Here is a 21359-nt window from a genome sequence, read left to right on the forward strand (position 1 = left end):
TTGCGATAAAAATAATATTTGTGCTACAAGAATTCAATTTTACTAAAAGAGCATCAGCTTTCATTTCCCGCCTACGTAGAAATAAGAAAATGCATTAATTTCCTAGCCGTATTCCAGTAGCCTAATCACTTGAACTTTGGCCATAAAAAAATGATAATTTAATCAGAACATATAGAGACTTATATCAATATGGCGGACCAAGTAAAAAAAGCATTAAGAGAGACAATGAAGCAGATACGTTCTAAAATCTCTGTTTCATATCGCACTACATCGTCCAATCAAGTATGTACTCGTATACGTTCTTTGGAACAATACCGACATGCAAAACGTATTGCTTTGTATTTTGCGGTGAATGGGGAAATTGATTTAAGTGCCATTTGGAATACTGCGCCCTTACAGGGAAAATTTTGCTACTTCCCCGCAATCAAGGAAGAAGATTTAACTCTTTCCTTTTTACCAGCAACTCCAGTGACTCCATTTAAAAAGAACCGCTATGGAATTCCTGAACCTGATGTAAGTCATGATCTAGCAATACCTGCGGAAGAGCTAGACTTAATTTTAATGCCTTTAGTAGCCTTCGATGTTCGTTGCACTCGTCTGGGAATGGGGGCTGGTTATTACGATAGAACTTTTAAAGACAAAACGAATTGTACTTTAGTTGGTGTGGCTTATCAGTTTCAGCGGGTGAATTTCATTCAACCTCATCCATGGGATATACCTCTCGATGCGGTGATTACTCAACGGGCTATTTATTGGCGAAATCCGGGGTAGCCTATAATCCCATCTTTGCGAGAAACCTAATGATGAAGCAACCCAGGAGTTAAACCCCGGGTTGCTTCACTACGCTCGCAATGACAAACGTTTATATAAGCATTTTTATAACTAACTCAAAGCATCCACCCCAATCTCCCCAGTTCGCACCCGCACAACCTGCTGCAAATCATAAACAAAAATCTTACCATCCCCAATTTTACCCGTATAAGCAGATTTACAAATTGCCTCGATCGCCGCTTCAACCATATCATCAGGCAAAGCCAGCTCAATTTTGATCTTCGGGAGAAAATCCACAACGTATTCTGCTCCGCGATATAATTCCGTATGACCTTTTTGCCGTCCAAATCCACGTGTTTCAGAAATAGTAATGCCAGGTACATTGATATCCATTAATGCTTCATGCACATCATCCAGTTTAAATGGTTTAATAATTGCTGTAATCATTTTCATAATATATTCCATATGCTTTTTTTAGATTAATACTTTTGTTAGACTGGTTACAAATATAATAAAGGAGTGAACCATGTTCGACCCCAAACAATTTGACGATTTAGCGAAACAACTTTTCGCAGCACTTCCTCCAAGTCTACAAAACATTGAAAAAGACATCCAACAAAAATTTAAAGAAGTGTTGCATGCCGCATTTACGCATATGGATCTAGTAACTCGCGAAGAATTTGACGTACAAACTAAAGTCTTAGCACGTACACGTGAAAAATTAGATCATATTCAAGAACAAGTTAATGAATTGATGAGTCATCTTGAGCAGAAGAAAAAAGAAAAATAAAGCTAAAGCCTAGTTCATTTTGACCATGGAGTAGAAATGAACGAAGCCAACGAAGTCCAACCGATTAACAAGGAAATTAATCCTCATGAATCTTGCATTTGCAAAAACACGTAGTACCGTGGGTATACTGGCGCACCCAGTATCCGTTGAAGTCCATTTATCAAATGGTATGCCCAGTTTCGCGATTGTAGGTCTTGCTGAAACCGCAATCAAAGAAAGTAAAGACCGGGTACGCTCAGCCATTATCAACAGCCAATTTGAATTTCCCTGCCGCAAAATCACCGTCAACCTAGGCCCTGCAGATCTACCCAAAACGGGCAGTGGTTTTGATCTACCCATCGCCTTAGGTATCCTTGCTGCCTCAAATCAAATTCCCCAACAAAGCTTATTACACCACGAGTTTATTGGCGAATTAGCATTAAGCGGAGAACTTCGTGGTATTTCTGCGATTATTCCTGTCGTCTTAGCGGCCCATAAAAGTAATAACCACTTAATTATTGCCGATGCAAACGCGGTCGAGGCGTCATTAACCGGGCATCAAAATATCAGCACAGCGAGTAACCTGCGTGAAGTGTGTAGCTATCTATGCCAAGGAACCCCCTTGCATTTTCTACCTCCCCGCCCTGAACAAAATACCACCCAATCAGAACTCGACTGGTCAGAAATAAAAGGGCAGTTTCATGCAAAAAAGGCCATGGAAATTGCAGCAGCAGGTGGACATAGTATTTTACTTAGTGGCGCACCTGGAAGTGGTAAAACCATGTTAGCCAAACGCTTTAATACCTTATTGCCGCAACTTTCAGAAACGCAAGCATTAGAGTGTGCCGCCCTCAGCTCTATTCGTGGCAAACTGCCCAATTTTACGGAATGGAAATCACCGCCCTTTCGTGCTCCGCATCATACGGCCTCACCTATTGCTTTAGTCGGCGGCGGCAATCCCCCCAAACCCGGAGAAATATCCCTAGCTCATAATGGGGTATTGTTTTTAGATGAGTTACCTGAATTTAACCGCCATGTCCTAGAAACCCTAAGACAACCTTTAGAATCGGGCACGATTTGCATTTCCAGAGCCGCAGCTCAGGTAGAGTTTCCAGCAAGTTTTCAATTGCTAGCTGCCATGAATCCTTGCCCTTGTGGACAATGGGGGAATAACCAAGCAGATTGTCTATGTAGTCCCGATCGCATTAATCGCTATTTAGGCAAACTCTCCGCCCCGCTTTTAGATCGTATTGATATGCAAATCACTATTCAAGCTTTAACCCAAGAAGAGCTGATTAAACCCAACACCAATCCGGAAAAACAAAGTGAGCAAATTCGCGAGCAAGTAATTAAAATACGCGCTGTACAAATGAAGCGACAAAATTGCCTCAATGCGAATTTAAGTGCGAAAGTCTGTGAACAAGTATGCGAGATTGGTACTAAGGAGCAAGAATTCTTAAGTCGAGTAATGAGCCAGCTCAAATTATCTGCTCGAGGCTACCATCGTTTACTTAAAGTCGCGCGAACGATTGCCGATGTGGGTGAAAGTACTTCTGTAAATTTAGCTCATTTACAGCAAGCGTTGTCATTTAAGCATACTTTGCAGAAACCTAAATAAACATATGTTCAAATCGCCGCTTATACGAGGTAGCATACTTTTAAACTATTTTATTGACGCTTTGGTGAGAACGAATCAGTTTGGAGCATGCAGGGCTTAACCGCCCAGCATGCCAGCAAGTGCGTCAAAAATTGCCATCCGCGTAAACACTCCATTCTGCACCTGTTGCAAAATGAAGGAACGAGCACCATCGGCTACATCGCCGTCAATTTCAATACCTCGATTCATCGGTCCAGGATGCATCACCATCACATCGGACTTGGCCAAAGCCAGGCTTTTCTGGGTTAAAGCAAAGTCGTGGCGGTACTGTTCTAAATCCATCTGATCATCCGCCAGTAACCGTTCGCGTTGCACGCGCAAGCACATCACCACGTCCGCATCTGCCAAGCCTTCACGAATATTGGCCGTAACGCGGCCATAATGCAAAGTCTGTGGTTGCCAAAGTTCTGGAGCGATTAAAACCAGCTCTCCCACTCCTAAGGCTTTCGACATACATTGAAAGGAATTAGCAACGCGTGAATGGCGGATATTTCCCAAAATCGCGATTTTTAGTTGCTCTAATTTTGGTTTTTGCTCCAGAATCGTCATCATATCCAGTAATGCCTGGCTAGGATGAGCATGGGTGCCATCTCCAGCATTAATTATATGAACATCATCCCCCAAGTTCTGGGCCAAACTTTGTTGCAAACCCTCTCGCTGATGGCGAATTACAAAATGACGAATTCCCATCGCTGCGAGTGTTTTAATCGTATCCTCAATCACCTCGCCTTTCATTTCTGAGGAGCTTTGCAGATCTAAATTAATCACTGGCATTGATAAATGATTCGCTGCTAATTCAAAACTGACTCGAGTCCGCGTGCTGTTTTCATAAAATAAATTAGCCACCGTATGTTGCTGGTATGAGGGATAATTTTTTTGTTGTTTAAAGAAAAAAGCACGTTGTAATAAAGATTCGATTTGTTGACGAGATAATTGACTAATTTCTAGAAAATGCTTCATAAAACCTCATTCAGGATATTGCAGCCACTGCTCGAGTATAACACAGGCGGCAATGCTATCCACCTCGGTTTGCTTGATTTTGCGATACCCACCTTGTTCGAATAGTTGGCCTCGGGCTTCTACTGTGGAAAGCCGTTCATCGACTAAATGCACTGTTAGAGCAAAGCGTTTACGTAATTGTTTTGCAAAACGTCGTGCGGCGGAAGTGGTATAGAGTGTACTGCCATCAATACACGTAGGAATTCCTACAATCAATGCTTGGGGATTCCACTGAGAAATCACTTTCTCTACAGCACTCCAATCGGGCACTCCCATCTGCGCGCGCAGCGTGGCTAAAGGAGATGCACTGCAAGTCAATCGCTGCCCTACAGCCATCCCAATCCGTTTGTAACCAAAATCAAAAGCTAAATATACACCATCAGGCATGACCAGAATTTACACTCAGTTGATTCATTTTGATGCCCAAAGTTGATCCGGCATACTCCCAACGATCTTCAAAAGGAACTTCATACAGAATTTCTGAACGGTATGGGCAAACTAACCATAAATTATTCAGAATTTCTTTTTCCAATTGATTATCCACCCAACCACTGTAACCTAAAGTAATCAAAACATCTTTGGGTCCTTTATCGTCAGCGATCGCGCGAATAATATCATTGGACGTGGTTACCGTCACGTCCTCTTGTAAAAACAAACTGGAACGCCATTCACCCAAATCCTTATGCACCACAAAACCACGCTCAGGCTGTACTGGTCCCCCAAACATTAAAGGCAAATTGCTTTGCTCAATACGTATGGGCTCAATATCCAACTGCTCAAAAACTAAAGATAAGGAAAATTGCATCGGACGATTAATAATTAAACCTACAGACCCTTCCTCGCGATGTTCACAAAGGTAAATCACTGTCTTTTCAAAATTTGGATCGTGTAGTGAAGGCATCGCGATCAACAAATGGTTTACCAAAGAGTTTATTGTTGTCATACTGCCTCCTCATAAAGAGCAGCTGTCTATTTTAATTATACACTATAAACAACATGCCTATTTACTAATCACCAGGTATCTACTGCATTTGCGTTTGTCTTTGGTGCAGCAGGATTTTGTCCCATGATAGTCACCTTAATATACAACGTTGATTGCTGAGCAAAGGTATTGCCTGCGGAAAAAGACCGCGATGAATTATCGGTTTGTTGTGCGCCTTCAGGGCTACCTAAAGAAACCCATTTATTTAGAGGAATCACCAACTTAGTATCGATTTTTTGATTATCAAATTGTTGCCCGCCGGCTGGATTCATTTGTTCGCGTAGACGACGCACTGATAATTCAACTTGCGAGCCACGCAAAACAGGCTGAACCAAAATACCATTTTTAATCTGATGCTGCTCATAAGTAACGCCAGTGCCATAAAAACCTGCACCTACAGAGGTAACAATAGGCACCTCCTGGTTCATAGTAACCAGAGCAGACTCACCATTCATTACGCGAACAGATTGGCTTTGTAACATTTGTGATTGGGTCTGAGTACTGTAAGTTACTGAATTATCATTCTGAGAACTAAGCCACTGTGGGTCGCCTTGATAAACTGAAACATTAAAAGTAACTGGTGGCACATCAATCTGATGCAGTATGGTTCTGAGTTGCGTTAGTGTCTTTGCATCGACCTTGGTAACGAGTGTTTGTCCCGTTCCACTAAGTGCCTGCCCTTCTGGAATCAAAGGTTCCATTAATGTAATTACTTTTTCTGCAGGGATATACTGCAACTGAATAACTTTTGTAATTAGTTCTTGGGCAAATACATTACTTGCGAAAAAAAATACACCAATTAACCATACCCGTTTCATTATCAAACTCCCTGTAAGCGCGATATATTCTTTTTTTAACGGCAATGCACATCCAAAATATACATAAAAAACAACTAATATTTTCAATTGTAGCACCAATATCCGGAATCAATGGGTTTTGTTCCTATAAAAGTTTGGGTATACTTCAACAAAATCTTTTTACCGAGATCACTATGGGTAGCATTTTTAACATGTTTGGTCCTTCTCCAATAAGGCCGATAGAACAACACATGCGTAAAGTACATCAATGTGCAAAACAGCTATACCCATTTTTTGAAGCTGTATTAAAAAAAGATTGGTCCACCGCAACCAGTATTAAAGACAAAATAGTCACTTTGGAAAAAGAAGCAGATCTTATTAAACGAGATCTACGTCTTCATTTACCAACGGGTCTATTTTTACCTGTCTCACGTACTGACTTGCTTGAGTTACTTAGTGCTCAAGACAGCATAGCCAACAAAGCAGAGGATATTGCTAATTTTATCATCAGCCGAAAAATGACAATTCCTGATGCGCTAACATCACTGTTCATGCCATTTTTACATCGCTGTTTGGATGCATCCAAGCAAGCATGTAACGCGATTAATGAACTGGATGAGTTGCTGGAAACCGGGTTTAGAGGTTCTGAAGTTAAAATCGTTGAAGAAATGATTATGACCCTCTACGAAATAGAACATGACAGCGATGCACGACTTGCTGAAGTCAGACACCGTATTTTTGAAATCGAAAAAGATTTATCGGCCATCGATACAATCTTCCTCTATAAACTGGTCCAGTGGATCGATGACTTGGCTGATTACGCTCAAACAGTGGGCAGTCGGCTACAAATTCTAATTGCTCGGTAGTAAATTCCTATGGATTATTCAATCGTTTATCTTTGTATTGCTATTATTCTTTGTTTTTTAATGACTTGGGGTGTGGGGGCCAATGACTTGGCCAATGTCATGAGTACCACTATGGGTTCAAAAGCAATAACCGCAAAGCAGGCAATGCTTATTGCGATTATTTTTGAATTTGCAGGAGCGTTTATTGGCGGAACCGAGGTCACTGAAACTATGCGTGATGGGATCATCAACACCAGTCAATTATCGGAACAACCATTAGTACTGATTGAAGGGATGCTCGGGGTTTTATTAGCCTGTACTATTTGGATGAACCTTGCCAGTTATATTGGGGTTCCCGTATCCATTACCAATGCTTTAGTTGGTTCGATGGTAGGCTTTGGTGCGGTAGTTCTTGGCGCTGATGCCATTCATTGGAACCAGGTAAGCCGTATTGCTGTCAGCTGGATTACCTCACCACTGATTTCAGGAATCACTGCATACATACTGTTTATCAGCATCCAACAGACCATTTTTGTGAAAAGTAACCCACTAGCCAAGGCAAAAATATACATCCCCATCTACCTATTTTTAGTTGGCTCTATTTTATCCTTTATCACGGTATTTAAGGGTTTACATCATTTTGGTATTCATTTTAATTTTAAACAAAGCTTAGCTGTAACCTTGGGTACCAGTATTGTGATTACCTTGATTGGAATGATCTTTATTCGACGCATCCCTGAACACCCAAGAATCAGACGCAGAGAACGCTTTATTCAAGTAGAAAAATACTTTGCTGTACTCATGGCCCTTACTGCCTGCGCTATGGTTTTTGCTCACGGCTCAAATGACGTTGCATTAGCGGTTGGACCATTAACCATTATTCATAGCTTAGTGATGCATTCTCACCAAACTTTTGATGCCAATAATTATCCCGCTTGGATTATTTTATTTGGTTGTGTTGGTGTAGTAACTGGTTTATTAATGTATGGAAGAAAAGTAATTGAAACGGTAGGTAGCTCCATTACTGCCCTCACCCCCAGCCGTGCCTTTGCTGCGACCTTAGCTGCAGCAACAACCGTTGTGGTATCAACAAGTATTGGAATTCCAGTTTCAGCAACTCAAACTTTAGTAGGCGCGGTACTGGGTGTTGGCTTAGCACGAGGTATTGGCGCATTAAACTTGATTGTGATCCGAAATATTTTCATGTCTTGGGTGCTTACATTACCCGCAGCATCGCTCTTAACCATATTGTCGTATAAAGTATTACATTGGTTTTTGGGCTAATCTAAAACAATTATCTTCTGTGGGCTGAGCTAAACCCACCTGCAGAGATATCAATTTCTAAAAAAGAAAACCCTTTGCTTAAAGTAATAGGCTTATCCCTTCATTCGGGATAAGCCGTTACGAAATAGGACAATAGCTCAGGTAAGACAGATCATCCCAAGCTATTATGAAATAAGTCGAATGAGAATTTAGGCAGGAAAAAAGCTTAGAATCCTTCCCAAAGTTCCCCTTTTTGCTCTTGATGGTCTTTGTTATCACGAATGTTATCTAAACGTTTGTGCTTAGTAATTTCTTTGATTTGTGATTCCGACTTACTATGAGTTGCATCGAATTCGAATAAAAATTTATCATAAGGGCTTACATAGGCTTTATCTATATCATTGCTATTCATAATCAATCCAAAAATTCGCACATTCTTAAAACAGCTATTTTATAACTTTTTCATCTAAGTTACCATTGGCAACATTTAAAGAAAACACTGAGGCAAATCATGAGCTTAAAAAAAGCAGAACTGCATGTCCACTTAGAAGGCACAATAGCCCCTGATCTGGCCGCAGCACTAGCCCGCCGAAATAAATTAACCCTACCCTCAGGACTTGTTGCCCCCGATGGAAAAAGCTATTTGTCTAAAGACTTCCTGGATTTTCTTAAAGTTTACGACACCCTTGCGGCGGTAATCAAAGATCCACGTGATTATTATGATATTACCTTCGATTATTTAAAGGCTCGGGCGCAAGAAAATGCCATTTATGTAGAAATGTCCTATTCTCCTGATCATGCCGAACTTTCTAGTGGCATCCCTTCCGCAGAACACCTCGTTGCAATTCAGCAAGCAATTGATGATGCCAAAGAACAATTTAACATTGTAGGACGGATTATCCTCATAGCAGTTCGTCATTTTGGTGTTGAAGCGGCTGAGCGTTTGGCACAACAAGCACATAAAGACATTTTTCCATGTGTTACCGGTTTTGGCTTAGGTGGTGATGAAGCCAACTTTCCTCCAAAGCAATTTGCCAAGGCCTATCAAATTGCCGCAGATGCCGGTTTAGGATGCACCGTTCATGCCGGTGAGTTTGCTCCTGCAAGTGGCATGGTTGAAGCGATGGGGAATCTACCCATTACACGTATTGGACACGGAGTTAATTCAATCTACTCACCAGAAACCATGGCAATGGTTAAAGATAGAGGAATTACCTTAGAAGTTTGCCCAACCAGCAATATCTTTTTAGGCTTGTTTAAAGACATGAATAGCCATCCCTTCCCTAAGTTTTATGAAGCGGGCATGAACGTCTCTATTAGTTCAGATGATCCTCCATTTATGAGCACAACGCTTGGGCTGGAATATCAACGCGTCCAAGAGTCTTATCATTACAGTGATGAGACAATGAATGCGATTACGCGTATGGCGATTGAAGCTGCATTTGTTGATCAACAGACCAAAGAGGAATTGTTAGCTCGAATTTAAAAAAAGTGCGTCATCCCGAATGCAGTGAGGGATGACGTAATGTGTTAATTGTTGTTATGAAGCTGATCCATCAATTGTTCAATATAACGTCTACAAGTTAATGGATTATTTAAATAATTAATAACCCGGCGCGTTCCTCCAGTACCCGTAATAGACACCATCCCATAACGTAAAATACTACCCATAATTGATTGACGTATATCGATTGCTTCAATCTTGCTTAACGGGATATCAATTGTTCGTCTGACTACGATTCCAGTACGCAGAATCACCTGATTCGTCTTGATAGTCAAAGAGGAAAAGTAGTACGTAACCCAAGTCATAAACATCCATGCCAAAGCAAAAATCGTCAGACCATAACCAACTTCACGTAAATGAGGGACATAAGATGTTAGCCCCAAAGCACCGCCCAAAGCGAGACTAGGCCAAAAAAATATAATCCAATGCATGCGGGTAAAATAGACAATATTTCTGTCTGTTTTTTTATCAATCATTATTCACCTATATTTTTAATATATCCCTGAAGATGCCAAAACAGCCTAGACTGAAAAGCACAAATGTACTTTTAACGATCATCTATATAAAAATATAATATTGTATTTCACATTAATTTGCTATTCTATAGTTGATCCAGTTTCAATTAAGATAAAACTATGCGCTCTATTAATCGTTGCCTGAATAAACAACTCGTTGACCTTTGCCAACGTTCATTACAATTGGAAGAGCTATCTAATAAGCTACGCCTATTTCTTCCGGATGAGTTAGTCAAAGAATGTCAGGTGGGAAGTTTTAATAAAGGCTGTTTATTAATTACCACATCCAATGCTGCCTGGTCATCGCAATTACGTTATTTAATTCCTGAGCTGCGTGATAATTTGCGTAAAGCAGGCCTCTATCAATTGCTCTCAATTAAAGTTTCTGTAGTTGCTCCAGTTGTGCAGTATGACAAGCCTACCGAGCCGAAAAAACAGCAATTATCAGCGAAAGCCAAAGAAGTGATTATCAGCGAAAGTCAGCACTGCAGTTATGAGCCTTTACAGAAGGCATTACTGCATTTAGCAGAGGACGCTTAAAGCGCATCAGCAAAGCGTCGAGCTACCCATTCTTCACCTAAATAGCCAAAGCAGTCTTGCAAATAATCTCGCAACTCTTCTTCTTCCATGAAATGCTCAAAACCAATCGGTTCAACATCATGATGCACATAGGCACCAAAATAGTGTTGAGAAAAATGCATATAGTCCTTGGTATGCAAAATGAAGGCATGCCATAACTCGTCGAGAATGAGCAAAGGGCCGAAGAGGTATGTTTTTTTACCCTGCTTCACTCGCTGCTGATTGAGCCACAGCCATCCCAAAAGATCAGTAAACAAAAGCTCTCCCTCTTGCTTACTAAATTCAGGATGGTGATGGCAAAAATAACTGACTACCGCTGGATTGCGGTAGCTCAGTACGTGCATAAGTTCCATGCTCATTAACCGCAGCAAGTCTTTTGTGCACTTGGTTTTTGAGTTACGTAACGAAGGATACGGCAAATCATTTCTTCTTTAGTCATTAGATTCTCCAAGTCATCGAGTTGACTGAACAGTCTACCTAATGTATAGAAATCTTTCAATTGCTTTTACTACAATTATCCCGCCATACCTTTGTATTGAATGCCCACAGAAAGCACCATATTTTTATTATTTAGTCCCGCACTCGCTGGAAGATAAGCTTCTTGTCTCGTTGCATTATCCCTGATATTCGTGTCAGCGACTTTATTAGGTACATAGCTAAAAGCACCTTCAGCGAAGAGTTTAATTTGCGGTCTTACATAATAACCAGCATTAACCGTAACATTATAAAACTCAAAATTATGCCCGCCATCATGGAATGTAAGATCACGCATATAATGCTGATCCACATCTTTTGCAGTGACCCAGCTACTGTATTTAAACAGAGCGTTAAGTTCATAGGCGTTAAAGCGATAATTGCCTAATACTCCGATATAAGGTGTACTAAAGGTTTGCTTATAGCCAATCCCCTTTGCACCTTCAGGGAAGCAACCAACGTCCGCACCATCGTTATAAACATAACATCCACCTTTAGCTAAGAAACTGAATAAAGTTCGTTGATATCCAACCATAGCGGCCAATTGCACTGAGGATAGTTTAAAAAAGCGTGCTCTAAGGTTGAAATCAAATTCATTAGCTTGGCGTAAATCGGTGTCTTTGCTGTGAGACCAGTCACTCCAATGTTTTTCGAATGGATTTAACCAATCATAATCATCCATTACTGCATCGCCCCGGGCTAAAGTTATCCATCCTTGTGCATTAAAATCAAGCCAGGGTAACAATTTATAATTTCCCTCTCCCTTGATCACTGCAGCGCCATTAATTTTCCAATTTAATTGGCTTATTTTTTCAGCTCCTTCATCGTTATACACAAACTCTTGTGATTTTCCAGCTAAATAACCGATTGATGCATTCAGTGTGAAGCGATCAGTTAGTGAAGTGCTCGCAGCGTAACTGGTTGAAGTTACTATTGCTAGAGTAGTTAAGGTTAACTTTGACCATTTTTTTTTCATTATTATTATGTTCCTTGCTTCTTAATATTCGGAGAGATCTTTTACCCTATTTAATCATTTTTTTGAAGGCCAAAATGCATGAATAGTTTGATTCATTACCAATATTTTATCTTATATTCAAAATGGCTTGTTTGATAGGTTTTTTGATTGAACGTCATCCTCTATCAAATCTATAAAACTAGCTGACCGAGGCTGATTAGAAAGGTTGGCATCATTGTTATTGAATTAACAATAATGCCAATATAAATGTTAATTATATTATTTTAAGCCATTAATCCCCCATCGACCCCGATGAATTGGCCTGTAATGTAAGGCGCTTTATCTGAAGCTAAAAAAACAATCGTCTTGGCAATTTCATCAGGACGTCCTAAACGTTTTAAAGGAATCTGGTTAATAAATACCTCTTTTACTTCGTCTGTCGCTGTAAAGCGGTCAAACATTGCAGTATCAATTGGACCGGGGGAAACAGCATTTACGCGTACGTTCGCGCTAGCGGCTTCAAGCGCAGCCACTTTAGTAAGGCCTTCAACAGCATGTTTACTTGCACAGTAAATAGAGGCACCAGGAAAGCCTTTTCTACCGGCAACAGAAGAAATATTAATAATAGAACCTGAGCCTTGTGGAATCATCGCTTGCAATTCATACTTAAGGCAAAAAAGAACACCGACCACATTCGTATCAAACACAGAATGAAAACCCTCAATGGTGCTTTCAACTATTGGCGAACCCTCCCCTTCTATCCCCGCATTATTCACCGCGACATCCAAACGATCAAAGCGTTTTATGGTCTGCTCGACTAAAGCCTTAACATCATCTTCAATGCGAACATCAGCACGTACAAACTCAACTTCAACACATAATTCCCTTAACTCTTTTGCTAAAGATTCGCCCTCTTCTTGTCGGCGTCCAGAAATAATGAGATTGGCTCCTTCATAAGCAAAAGCAAAGGCTGTCGCCCTGCCAATACCTGCAAGAGCTCCAGTAATAAGAACCACTTGTTTGTCCATTGTCAACTCCTTGATAATCACGCGACCGCGTGTACTGAGCATTTTAGTAGAGTAAATTGTAGGCTAGCCCTTTAGCTCAAACAACTCCGGAACTATAATAAGTATTAAGAAGTTTTTTATAGGCTGATTTGTTTTGATCCCCAATATTACAACGACATCGTATCTGCAATTACCTGATAATTTTTATGAAAAAATTACCCCCACCCCAATTACAAATCCCTCTCTGGTGCAATTCAATCACGAATTAGCGGCAACTCTTGGGGGGCCTGATGTAACGCCCTATAGTGAAGAAGAGGCATTAGCAATTTATGCAGGTAATTGGATACCCCCGCAGTTGCAAAGCATTGCTTTAGCTTATTCTGGCCACCAATTTGGTCATTTCGTCCCAATTCTTGGTGATGGACGTGCCGTCATGCTGGCAGAAATTACCGCCAAAGATGGAACACGCTGGGATATGCAATTAAAAGGCTCAGGAAGAACTCCGTTTTCTCGCAATGGTGATGGCCGAGCGCCACTTTCCGCGGTATTAAGAGAATATCTCATTAGCGAAGCAATGCATGGTTTAAATATCCCCACTACCCGTTGTCTTGCTGCCATTGCCTCTGATGAGAAAATCTATCGGCAAACAGGATTAGTCCCGGCAGGAGTGCTCACTCGTATTGCAGCCAGTAGTTTACGTGTGGGGTCCTTTGAATATGCAGCGGCACAGGAGGACACGCATCTTTTAAAATGTTTAGCTGACTATGCTGTAGAACGAAATTTTCCAGAGTTATTGCTGCAAGATGCACCTTATCTGGAATTATTTAAAGCTATTGTAGAGCGTCAAGCAAGCCTCATGGCCGAATGGATGGGGGTTGGCTTTATCCATGGGGTTATGAACACAGATAATATGGCTATTTCTGGAGAAACCCTGGATTATGGCCCCTGTGCGTTTATGGATGAATTTGCTTTTGAGCGCGTCTATAGCTCGATTGACACCATAGGCCGCTATGCCTTTGGCCAACAGCCTACCATAGCTCGCTGGAATTTAACCATGCTTCGTTTAACCATGCAGCCTTTATTTAATAAACAAGAACAACAAGCTTTGGATGATATTCTCAACTCATTTCCTGCCCGTTTCCATCATTATTGGAGTGCTAAAGTACGGGCTAAGCTAGGTTTTCAAGAGCTTAATGAGCAAACAGTGAAACTGATAGAACTATTTTTTGCTTTGTTACAACAGTATAAGCCTGATTTTACTAATACCTTCCGCTTATTAAGCCAAGCGATTGATTTTCCAGAACAACAAAAAAACGTAATCCAAGCGTTAGGAGGGTCAGCTCAAAGTGAGCAATGGGTTAAAGATTGGTCTCATTGTGTAAGACAGCAAGCGGTGGATATCAATGTTATAAAAAACCAGATGAATCAGGTTAATCCTGCATACATTCCCAGAAATCATTTAGTGGAAAATGCGATTAATCATTTTATTAAGAACAATGACCGTAGCTTAATGGATGCACTGTTGTTGGTATTAAAGAATCCTTATGAACAACAAGCCGATACGGAGTATTTGCAGGCTTTACCACAGCCTGAAGAACGAGTAACGCAAACTTTTTGTGGGACGTAGCATGGGGATAATATGCCTATTCCCTCATTGCAAGAAACATAATCACGAAGCAACCCGGAGTTAGAGGCACGGAACTATGGGTTGCTTCACTTCGTTTGCAATGACGGTATTGGAATTTAAATTAAAAAACAGAGTTTAATTGATTATCCCGTCATTGTTGGCAGCGATGGATTAAAGCGTTTTGACATAAAGCACTTCTTTTAATAAAGCGCCGCCCTCATAAAACTCTTCAAATTTAGCTGATTCTGAAAGCTTAAAGCCGAGTGCTTCATAAAAACTCCGTGCTTGGCTATTCTCTTCTAATACCCACAGCCCAACCTTTTTATAACCCAACTCGACTAATTCCGACATTGCAGCCAAACATAATTGGGAACCTAAGCCCATGCGCCAATAATCGGGATGTAAATAAATAGCACTTATTTCTCCGAATGCACTCTGTGCGCTGTTGCCACGAAAAGCACAAATACTAGCAAAACCAACAAGCTGCTGTTCCATCTCACAAATTAATACCCGAACATTCTGATTGATTAACTCAGACCATTGTTGGGTCCGCTCACTTAATGACAAGTTTTTTAAAACTTCTTCAGGAATGAACTCTTTATACATCTTTTGCCAAGAACAAATATGTACTTGAGAAATTGCTTCTGCATCCTGTATTGTCGCTATACGGATAGCAGTTATATTTTTATTCATAATTAAGGTCTTTAGGAATTCTTGTTCTATTATCTCTAATTTTTATAAGGTAGGAAATGGGTGTTTTTTATTTCCCCGCATTTCGCGCGCTTAGAATACGGGGAAAACTTGCATTATTCTTCGATCACACTAAGACACTGCTCACCTTTAGTAACCAGGGTAACAGTCGTATCTTTTGTTAAAACACGGGAACCGCAAGTAATATTCGCACCAACAATAGAGTTTTTTCTATATCCAAAAACATAGGTGCGATTTTTGGAGCCTTTACCTGAGTATGATTTACCAATTGCGCCTGAACGCTGCCCATCCACAGAATAACCAATACCTGCAGCAGTATATTCTTTCGTTTTTACGGTAATGCGGATACGTTCTTCAGCAAGCGCTTGCAAAGAAAACAACGTCAACATAATGCCACTAAATATTTGAATTGGGTTCCTTTTCATAATACCTCCCTTTGTTTTCCATTCCAAAAAACACACTTATCCTAATATATAGAACAAGTTATTCGATTTTTCCCAAAACGATGTTTTTTAAGAACGCTAGCGTTCCTGCTTTCCAAATCCATCATACATGAAACAAATATCTAGGGTAAGGCTTATTTAAATAATTTAGGTGCAGGCAAAATCGATTTAATTACCCAGATAAATTGCATCACATAAAGAACAATTATTGCGATCATCACGCAATTAAACAGCAAATTAATAATAGGGGCTAAAGGAACATATTCATTCACCAAGAAAAATAAAACCAACATTAAAATAGCCATTAATAACTGGTTAAAGTTCATACCTGCCAACCCCAAGTAGATAGCCGCTACTTTTAGTATAGATGAACAAGCCCATATTAGCGCAGCGTAATTGATACGGGAGCAATGCACAAATCAGGCTTCTCACCCTATACTCATGGATACCGCGGTCATACACAAGCCGCGGTAATTCCTGGGGGTTATTCCATTAGTTGCTTACAACGAGGCTATACAGTTACCAAATAACACAGCGAGTTGCATTCACCATGGGGCTATTATTAGGAATACTAAAAGCCTCTTGGAATTGCGGGATGTTCGCTAAGCTTCCATTAACGCGATATTTTGCTGGAGGATGAGGATCGGTTGTCACCTGATTTTGCAATTGCTGAGGTCGCATGTTCATCGCCCAAACATGAGCAGTCCCCAAAAAGAATTGTTGATCAGGAGTCATGCCATCAATTGTTTTTGCCTTTTTGTAGGCATCGGAATGATGAAATGCTCTGTATGCCAACGTGATCCCACCTAAATCAGCAGCTGCCTCACCCACAACTAATTTTCCTTGTACATGCAAATCACCATTCACTACATATTGTGAATATTGATCAATAATACATTGGGTTGCCGCTTTGAATTTAGTTAAATCCTCAGCAGTCCACCAATTTTTTAGATTACCATGGCCATCAAATTGGGCTCCTTGGTCATCAAAGCCATGGGTCATTTCGTGCCCCATAACAAAACCAATGGCTCCATAATTCACTGCCGCCGGTGCATTAGGATCAAAAAATGGCGGTTGCAAAATTCCAGCAGGAATATTTAAGTTATTCATCGAAGGATCGTAATAGGCATTAATCGTTTGTGGTGTCATTCCCCATTCACTGCGATCAATGGGCTTGCCAATTTTATTAAGGTCACGTTTTACTAAAAATTCATTGGCCCGAAGCACATTCAACACATAAGGGCCACGATCTATCTTCAATGACGAATAATCCCACCATTTAGACGGATAACCTATGCGCTCTTCCATTAAATCCAATTTTTTCAATGCCGCCTCGCGAGTAGCCGGAGTCATCCAGGTAAGGCTCTTAATATCCTCACGCAAGACATAGCGAATATTTTTCAGTAAATCTAATGCTTGTTTTTTTGCTTCTGGTGAGAAATAACGCGCTACATACATCTTGCCAATAGCAAATCCTAAAGCTGCATTTTCAGTACCTACTACCCGTTTCCAACGAGGCAGTATTTTTTCGGTTCCAGTTAAAGCAGTTGCCATCTTAAAGTTTTGCTCGACAAATGCCTTAGATAAATAAGGTGCATAATTATCAACTAAGTGCCAGCGTAAATAGGTTTGCCAATCCTGAAGAGGTACGGTTTTAAGTTGCTCATTGAGCGCCATAAAAAAGTTTGGCATGGCCATATTAATACTTTTAAGATCCTCTTGCCCCCTGGCTTTAAAATAAGCTGGCCAAGAAAAATTAGGCGTAATTTTCTCTAATTGGGCCATATCCATAATATGATAAACCGCATGAGGATCACGTTGTTCGACTTGCGACATTGAGGCTTGAGCAAGTTTGGTTTCTAATTCCATTACCCGCCGTGCTGCAGCAGCAGCTTTCTTTGGCTTATCGCCTAATAACTCAAACATTTTAGCAATATGCACCACGTAGGCATCGCGAATTTGTTTAAATTTTGCCGTATCTTTTAAGTAATAATCCCGATCAGGAAGCCCTAAACCACCTTGTACGGTTGCTGCAATCATTTCACTACTGTTTTTATAATCCTGCATACTGCCGAAACCAAAAAATGCGTCAACGCCAATTTGATGCAAGTGGGCTATTTCATTTTGTAGGTCCGCTAAATTTTTAATATTTTGAATACGATCAAATTCTGGCTGTAAAGGCGTTATCCCTAATTTGTTAATATTCGCCTCATCCATGCCGCTGAAATAGAAATCACCGACTTTTTGCTCAATACTACCTGGCTTTGCTTGGGTATTCGCAGCTGCTTTAATCAGCATTTGATGCACAATATCCTGCACCTTATCATGTACTAGATTAAAACTGCCCCAACTAGGGTATTCAGGAGGAATAGGATTATTTTTTTGCCAGTTCTTATTTGCATAAGAATAAAAATCTTCAGCCGGGGAGACACTAGTATCTAACCAATCCATATGTAGCGCATCATTCGTTTGCGTTTTTGCGGTATCCATATTTGCGGAAAAAGCAGATGAGGTACATAACAAGGCTAGAGTTAATGCTTTAATTTTGAATATCATACTACGGCTCCTTTTGCGTCAACTTAAAATTATAGTCTATTGGAGGCGAAGTGCTGAGAAACAAGCTCATTTTTACCATTGACGTACCGCGGGACGTTGGAAAATAAGCGAATAGCGCAGATAGAGTATTCTCACCTCAAATGCAAATTCCGGCTAGGACTGCACCCAAACTATAATGACGATAAGTTTATTATTTCATTTAAAATAATAAACTTACTATCTCTGTACCTTAGTATCAAGCAAAATTCATCGCTTTAAATTCGATTAACTCAATCGTAATATGCGTTCTTGATCAAGCAGCTACTCATTATTCGGCAACTGCAAATAACTAATTAAGCGTTGATTACGATAATTGGCATTAGATCCTTCAAGGACCAGAGGTCAAAATAAGTACAAAATAGCCATATTTTAAATTTTAACCAACGTAGACTGGTTACTTGCTATCAGGTTTTCCTAAAAGCGGATTGCAAACAAGATTAGATGAAGATACAACTTAAACGGAAGGCCTAGTTGCAAGCAACCAGGCTACACTAATTTAATAAGAAGGGCTTAGGCTTCGACAGGACAAAAGTCATTATGCATTACAGGCAGGTAATCTTCTGCGTCAAAAGTAGTATACTCCCACGCATCTTGTCTGACCATTAACTCACGTAATAATCTGTTATTCAGTTCATGCCCTGATTTATGACCTTCAAAGGCACCAATTAAATTTGAGCCTAATAAATAAAGATCACCAATCGCGTCTAAAACCTTATGAGTTACAAATTCAGATTCAAAACGCAATCCATCTTCATTAAGGACGCGATAATCATCAACTACGATGGCATTATCCAGGCTTCCACCTTTTGCTAAATCGCACTCACGTAGCTTCTCATAATCGGAAAGAAAGCCAAAAGTACGTGCACGGCATACTTCTCTAACATAAGAAGTTGTAGAGAAGTCAAAACTTACTTTTTGTGGCTTGTCATTGAATGCTGGATGATCAAAATCAATAGTAAAAGAAATTTTATATCCATTGTATGGATAAAATTGCACATACTTTCCATTATCTTCGACACGAATAGGCTTAGTAATGCGAATGTATTTCTTTGGTGCATTTTGCTCGCGAATACCGGCAGACTGGATCAAAAATACAAAAGGCGCTGCACTGCCATCCATAATAGGAAGTTCAGGCGCATTAACATCAATGTATGCATTATCAATACCTAAACCAGCCAACGCAGAAAGCAAATGCTCTACAGTGGCAATCTTAACCTGGCCATGATGCAGTGTAGTACATAACATCGTATCACCTACATGCTCATAGGATGCAGGGATTTCAACCACAGGTGAAAGATCAACGCGGCGAAAAACAATGCCAGTATTAACAGGAGCAGGTCTCAGGGTTAAAAGCACTTTATCACCCGAATGCAATCCCACGCCAGTAGCCTGGATTACTTTTTTAGGAGTTCTTTGTTTTATCATTCAGTGCTCACCTTGTTCCTATTCCTCATAATATTATTATTTTACGCGCAAAAAACTTCGAGATTTTACCAATAAATTATAAGTTCGTCTATTTTTTTATAAATCAAATAAAGCAAAACCCGGGCAATTTGAATTACAAACCCCGGGTAAGTCTTCTCTACAACAGTAATGCTGACTACGCTTCTTCTTGGCGACGCAAGAAAGCTGGTATATCTAGATAATCAACATCAGGGACATGATCACCATTTGCTCTCATTGTGGAAGACACTGCAGTTGAACTAGCTTGCTTACGCACCACTGCTGGACGGTCTAACTCTTGATAGTCAAATGAACCATCACTTCTCATTGATTCAACTAATCGCGCGCGATATGCCTGTTGTGGTTGAGCTTGTTGATGACGTTGTCTTGCATCACCCAAACCAGTAACAATTACAGTAACACGCATTTCATCAGTCATATCTGCGTCAATTACGGTACCAACGACCACTGTCGCATCATCAGAAATAAATTCTTTAACAACATCGCCAACTTCTTCAAACTCACCGATTGACATATCAAGGCCAGCAGTAATATTCACCAGGATTCCACGAGCACCAGAGAAATTCACGTCTTCTAGTAATGGAGAAGCAATTGCAGCTTCAGCGGCTTGACGAGCACGTTGCTCACCCACTGCGCTACCAGTTCCCATCATCGCCATACCCATTTCAGACATTACTGTACGCACGTCCGCGAAGTCGACGTTGATTAAACCTGGGCGAGTAATCAGATCAGAAATCCCTTTTACTGCACCAAGTAAGACATTATTAGCTGCTTTAAATGCATTTAATAAACTAATATTTTTACCTAAAACACTGAGCAACTTATTGTTAGGAATGGTAATTAATGAATCAACATGTTCTGCAAGACGACGAATTCCTTCTTCTGCAGCCATGGCTCGTTGCTTGCCTTCGAATGAAAAAGGCTTGGTTACAATCGCAACCGTTAAAATTCCTAATTCTTTGGCAATTTCTGCAAATACAGGAGCTGCACCAGTTCCAGTACCACCGCCCATTCCAGCAGTAATAAATACCATATCAGCGCCTGTAAGCATTTCACGAATTAATTCGCGATCTTCTTCAGCAGCTTCACGGCCAATTTGTGGGTTCGCACCAGCACCTAAACCTTTAGTTAATTCATCACCTAACTGAATGTGAACTTTTGCATTAGATGCTCTTAACGCTTGAGCATCTGTATTCGCACAGATAAACTCAACACCATCAATATTTTCAGCAACCATATGCTCTACAGCATTACCACCACCGCCACCAACGCCAACTACCTTAATGACTGCATTATTACCTTGCAGTTGGCCTTCCATTAATTCAAACATAACCGTGCTCCCCATACGTTTATTCTGTAATCGTAACCAGTAAAAATTTCCTCTTCCGCTCTCTCAATTGGT

Annotated in this window: 24 protein-coding genes; 8 read left to right on the top strand and 16 right to left on the bottom strand. The window is 40.4% G+C overall.

What is annotated here, in order from left to right:
* The first annotated feature begins 189 nt into the window (after positions 1 to 189).
* Positions 190 to 771, top strand: a complete 582-nt coding sequence (locus tag ACQY7T_RS01620; protein WP_428410978.1) for a 5-formyltetrahydrofolate cyclo-ligase — start codon at positions 190 to 192, stop codon at positions 769 to 771.
* Positions 772 to 882: 111 nt separating this feature from the next.
* Here ACQY7T_RS01620 and ACQY7T_RS01625 read toward each other — a convergent pair whose 3' ends face one another.
* On the bottom strand, positions 883 to 1224 hold the full coding sequence (locus tag ACQY7T_RS01625; protein ID WP_347571275.1) for a P-II family nitrogen regulator: 342 nt from the start codon (positions 1222 to 1224) through the stop codon (positions 883 to 885).
* A gap of 73 nt (positions 1225 to 1297) precedes the next feature.
* On the opposite strand from ACQY7T_RS01625, the gene ubiK reads away from it, so the two are divergent.
* Positions 1298 to 1561 (top strand): ubiquinone biosynthesis accessory factor UbiK, encoded by a 264-nt coding sequence (gene ubiK, locus ACQY7T_RS01630; protein ID WP_428410979.1) that lies wholly within the window; start codon positions 1298 to 1300, stop codon positions 1559 to 1561.
* 85 nt (positions 1562 to 1646) lie between these two features.
* On the top strand, positions 1647 to 3158 hold the full coding sequence (locus ACQY7T_RS01635) for a YifB family Mg chelatase-like AAA ATPase (RefSeq protein ID WP_428410980.1): 1512 nt from the start codon (positions 1647 to 1649) through the stop codon (positions 3156 to 3158).
* Between the two features lie 96 nt (positions 3159 to 3254).
* On the opposite strand, the gene ACQY7T_RS01640 is transcribed toward ACQY7T_RS01635, so the two are convergent.
* From ACQY7T_RS01640 to ACQY7T_RS01655, 4 genes are all read right to left on the bottom strand, one after another.
* Positions 3255 to 4157 (bottom strand): aspartate carbamoyltransferase catalytic subunit, encoded by a 903-nt coding sequence (locus tag ACQY7T_RS01640; protein ID WP_428410981.1) that lies wholly within the window; start codon positions 4155 to 4157, stop codon positions 3255 to 3257.
* Between the two features lie 6 nt (positions 4158 to 4163).
* Positions 4164 to 4583 (bottom strand): Holliday junction resolvase RuvX, encoded by a 420-nt coding sequence (ruvX, locus tag ACQY7T_RS01645; protein WP_428410982.1) that lies wholly within the window; start codon positions 4581 to 4583, stop codon positions 4164 to 4166.
* Positions 4576 to 5139: a YqgE/AlgH family protein gene (locus ACQY7T_RS01650; protein WP_428410983.1), complete on the bottom strand. Its 564-nt coding sequence runs from the start codon at positions 5137 to 5139 to the stop codon at positions 4576 to 4578. The genes ruvX and ACQY7T_RS01650 overlap by 8 nt, the downstream gene beginning before the upstream one ends.
* A 68-nt stretch (positions 5140 to 5207) precedes the next feature.
* Positions 5208 to 5996, bottom strand: a complete 789-nt coding sequence (locus ACQY7T_RS01655; RefSeq protein WP_428410984.1) for a type II/III secretion system protein — start codon at positions 5994 to 5996, stop codon at positions 5208 to 5210.
* Positions 5997 to 6169: 173 nt separating this feature from the next.
* On the opposite strand from ACQY7T_RS01655, the gene ACQY7T_RS01660 reads away from it, so the two are divergent.
* Both ACQY7T_RS01660 and ACQY7T_RS01665 read left to right on the top strand, forming a co-directional pair.
* Positions 6170 to 6841: a TIGR00153 family protein gene (locus ACQY7T_RS01660; RefSeq protein ID WP_428410985.1), complete on the top strand. Its 672-nt coding sequence runs from the start codon at positions 6170 to 6172 to the stop codon at positions 6839 to 6841.
* Positions 6842 to 6850: 9 nt separating this feature from the next.
* On the top strand, positions 6851 to 8104 hold the full coding sequence (locus tag ACQY7T_RS01665) for an inorganic phosphate transporter (protein ID WP_428410986.1): 1254 nt from the start codon (positions 6851 to 6853) through the stop codon (positions 8102 to 8104).
* A gap of 205 nt (positions 8105 to 8309) precedes the next feature.
* Here the strand turns inward: ACQY7T_RS01665 and ACQY7T_RS01670 are convergent, their stop codons facing one another.
* Positions 8310 to 8495: a CBU_0585 family protein gene (locus tag ACQY7T_RS01670; RefSeq protein ID WP_347571264.1), complete on the bottom strand. Its 186-nt coding sequence runs from the start codon at positions 8493 to 8495 to the stop codon at positions 8310 to 8312.
* Between the two features lie 99 nt (positions 8496 to 8594).
* On the opposite strand from ACQY7T_RS01670, the gene ACQY7T_RS01675 reads away from it, so the two are divergent.
* A complete protein-coding gene (locus tag ACQY7T_RS01675; RefSeq protein WP_428410987.1) occupies positions 8595 to 9569 on the top strand; it encodes an adenosine deaminase in 975 nt (324 codons plus the stop codon).
* Positions 9570 to 9613: 44 nt separating this feature from the next.
* On the opposite strand, the gene ACQY7T_RS01680 is transcribed toward ACQY7T_RS01675, so the two are convergent.
* A complete protein-coding gene (locus ACQY7T_RS01680; protein ID WP_428410988.1) occupies positions 9614 to 10063 on the bottom strand; it encodes a PH domain-containing protein in 450 nt (149 codons plus the stop codon).
* Between the two features lie 159 nt (positions 10064 to 10222).
* Here ACQY7T_RS01680 and ACQY7T_RS01685 point away from each other — a divergent pair, with 159 nt between their 5' ends.
* Positions 10223 to 10642: a DciA family protein gene (locus ACQY7T_RS01685; protein ID WP_428410989.1), complete on the top strand. Its 420-nt coding sequence runs from the start codon at positions 10223 to 10225 to the stop codon at positions 10640 to 10642.
* Here the strand turns inward: ACQY7T_RS01685 and ACQY7T_RS01690 are convergent.
* The 3 genes from ACQY7T_RS01690 to ACQY7T_RS01700 form a co-directional block, all read right to left on the bottom strand.
* Positions 10639 to 11034 (bottom strand): hypothetical protein, encoded by a 396-nt coding sequence (locus tag ACQY7T_RS01690; RefSeq protein ID WP_428411003.1) that lies wholly within the window; start codon positions 11032 to 11034, stop codon positions 10639 to 10641. The genes ACQY7T_RS01685 and ACQY7T_RS01690 overlap by 4 nt on opposite strands.
* A 161-nt stretch (positions 11035 to 11195) precedes the next feature.
* Positions 11196 to 12131 carry an omptin family outer membrane protease gene (locus tag ACQY7T_RS01695; RefSeq protein WP_428410990.1) on the bottom strand — a complete coding sequence of 312 codons (936 nt, stop codon included), beginning with the start codon at positions 12129 to 12131 and terminating at the stop codon, positions 11196 to 11198.
* 263 nt (positions 12132 to 12394) lie between these two features.
* Positions 12395 to 13138 carry an SDR family NAD(P)-dependent oxidoreductase gene (locus tag ACQY7T_RS01700; protein WP_428410991.1) on the bottom strand — a complete coding sequence of 248 codons (744 nt, stop codon included), beginning with the start codon at positions 13136 to 13138 and terminating at the stop codon, positions 12395 to 12397.
* A 133-nt stretch (positions 13139 to 13271) separates the two neighbouring features.
* Here ACQY7T_RS01700 and ACQY7T_RS01705 point away from each other — a divergent pair, with 133 nt between their 5' ends.
* Positions 13272 to 14744 (top strand): protein adenylyltransferase SelO, encoded by a 1473-nt coding sequence (locus ACQY7T_RS01705; protein WP_428410992.1) that lies wholly within the window; start codon positions 13272 to 13274, stop codon positions 14742 to 14744.
* Positions 14745 to 14915: 171 nt separating this feature from the next.
* On the opposite strand, the gene ACQY7T_RS01710 is transcribed toward ACQY7T_RS01705, so the two are convergent.
* The 6 genes from ACQY7T_RS01710 to ftsZ all read right to left on the bottom strand — a co-directional run bounded on the left by ACQY7T_RS01710 (position 14916) and on the right by ftsZ (position 21287).
* Positions 14916 to 15437, bottom strand: a complete 522-nt coding sequence (locus ACQY7T_RS01710; RefSeq protein ID WP_428410993.1) for an N-acetyltransferase family protein — start codon at positions 15435 to 15437, stop codon at positions 14916 to 14918.
* A gap of 113 nt (positions 15438 to 15550) precedes the next feature.
* Positions 15551 to 15880 (bottom strand): hypothetical protein, encoded by a 330-nt coding sequence (locus ACQY7T_RS01715; RefSeq protein ID WP_428410994.1) that lies wholly within the window; start codon positions 15878 to 15880, stop codon positions 15551 to 15553.
* Positions 15881 to 16032: 152 nt separating this feature from the next.
* Positions 16033 to 16224, bottom strand: a complete 192-nt coding sequence (locus tag ACQY7T_RS01720) for a hypothetical protein (protein ID WP_428410995.1) — start codon at positions 16222 to 16224, stop codon at positions 16033 to 16035.
* A gap of 193 nt (positions 16225 to 16417) precedes the next feature.
* Positions 16418 to 18454, bottom strand: coding sequence for a M13 family metallopeptidase (locus ACQY7T_RS01725; protein ID WP_428410996.1), 2037 nt, complete (start codon positions 18452 to 18454; stop codon positions 16418 to 16420).
* Positions 18455 to 19003: 549 nt separating this feature from the next.
* Positions 19004 to 19918 (bottom strand): UDP-3-O-acyl-N-acetylglucosamine deacetylase, encoded by a 915-nt coding sequence (gene lpxC, locus ACQY7T_RS01730; RefSeq protein WP_428410997.1) that lies wholly within the window; start codon positions 19916 to 19918, stop codon positions 19004 to 19006.
* 175 nt (positions 19919 to 20093) lie between these two features.
* Positions 20094 to 21287, bottom strand: a complete 1194-nt coding sequence (ftsZ, locus tag ACQY7T_RS01735) for a cell division protein FtsZ (RefSeq protein WP_428410998.1) — start codon at positions 21285 to 21287, stop codon at positions 20094 to 20096.
* Positions 21288 to 21359 lie beyond the last annotated feature (72 nt).

Source organism: Legionella sp., assembly GCF_965140895.1.
Classification (GTDB): domain Bacteria; phylum Pseudomonadota; class Gammaproteobacteria; order Legionellales; family Legionellaceae; genus Legionella.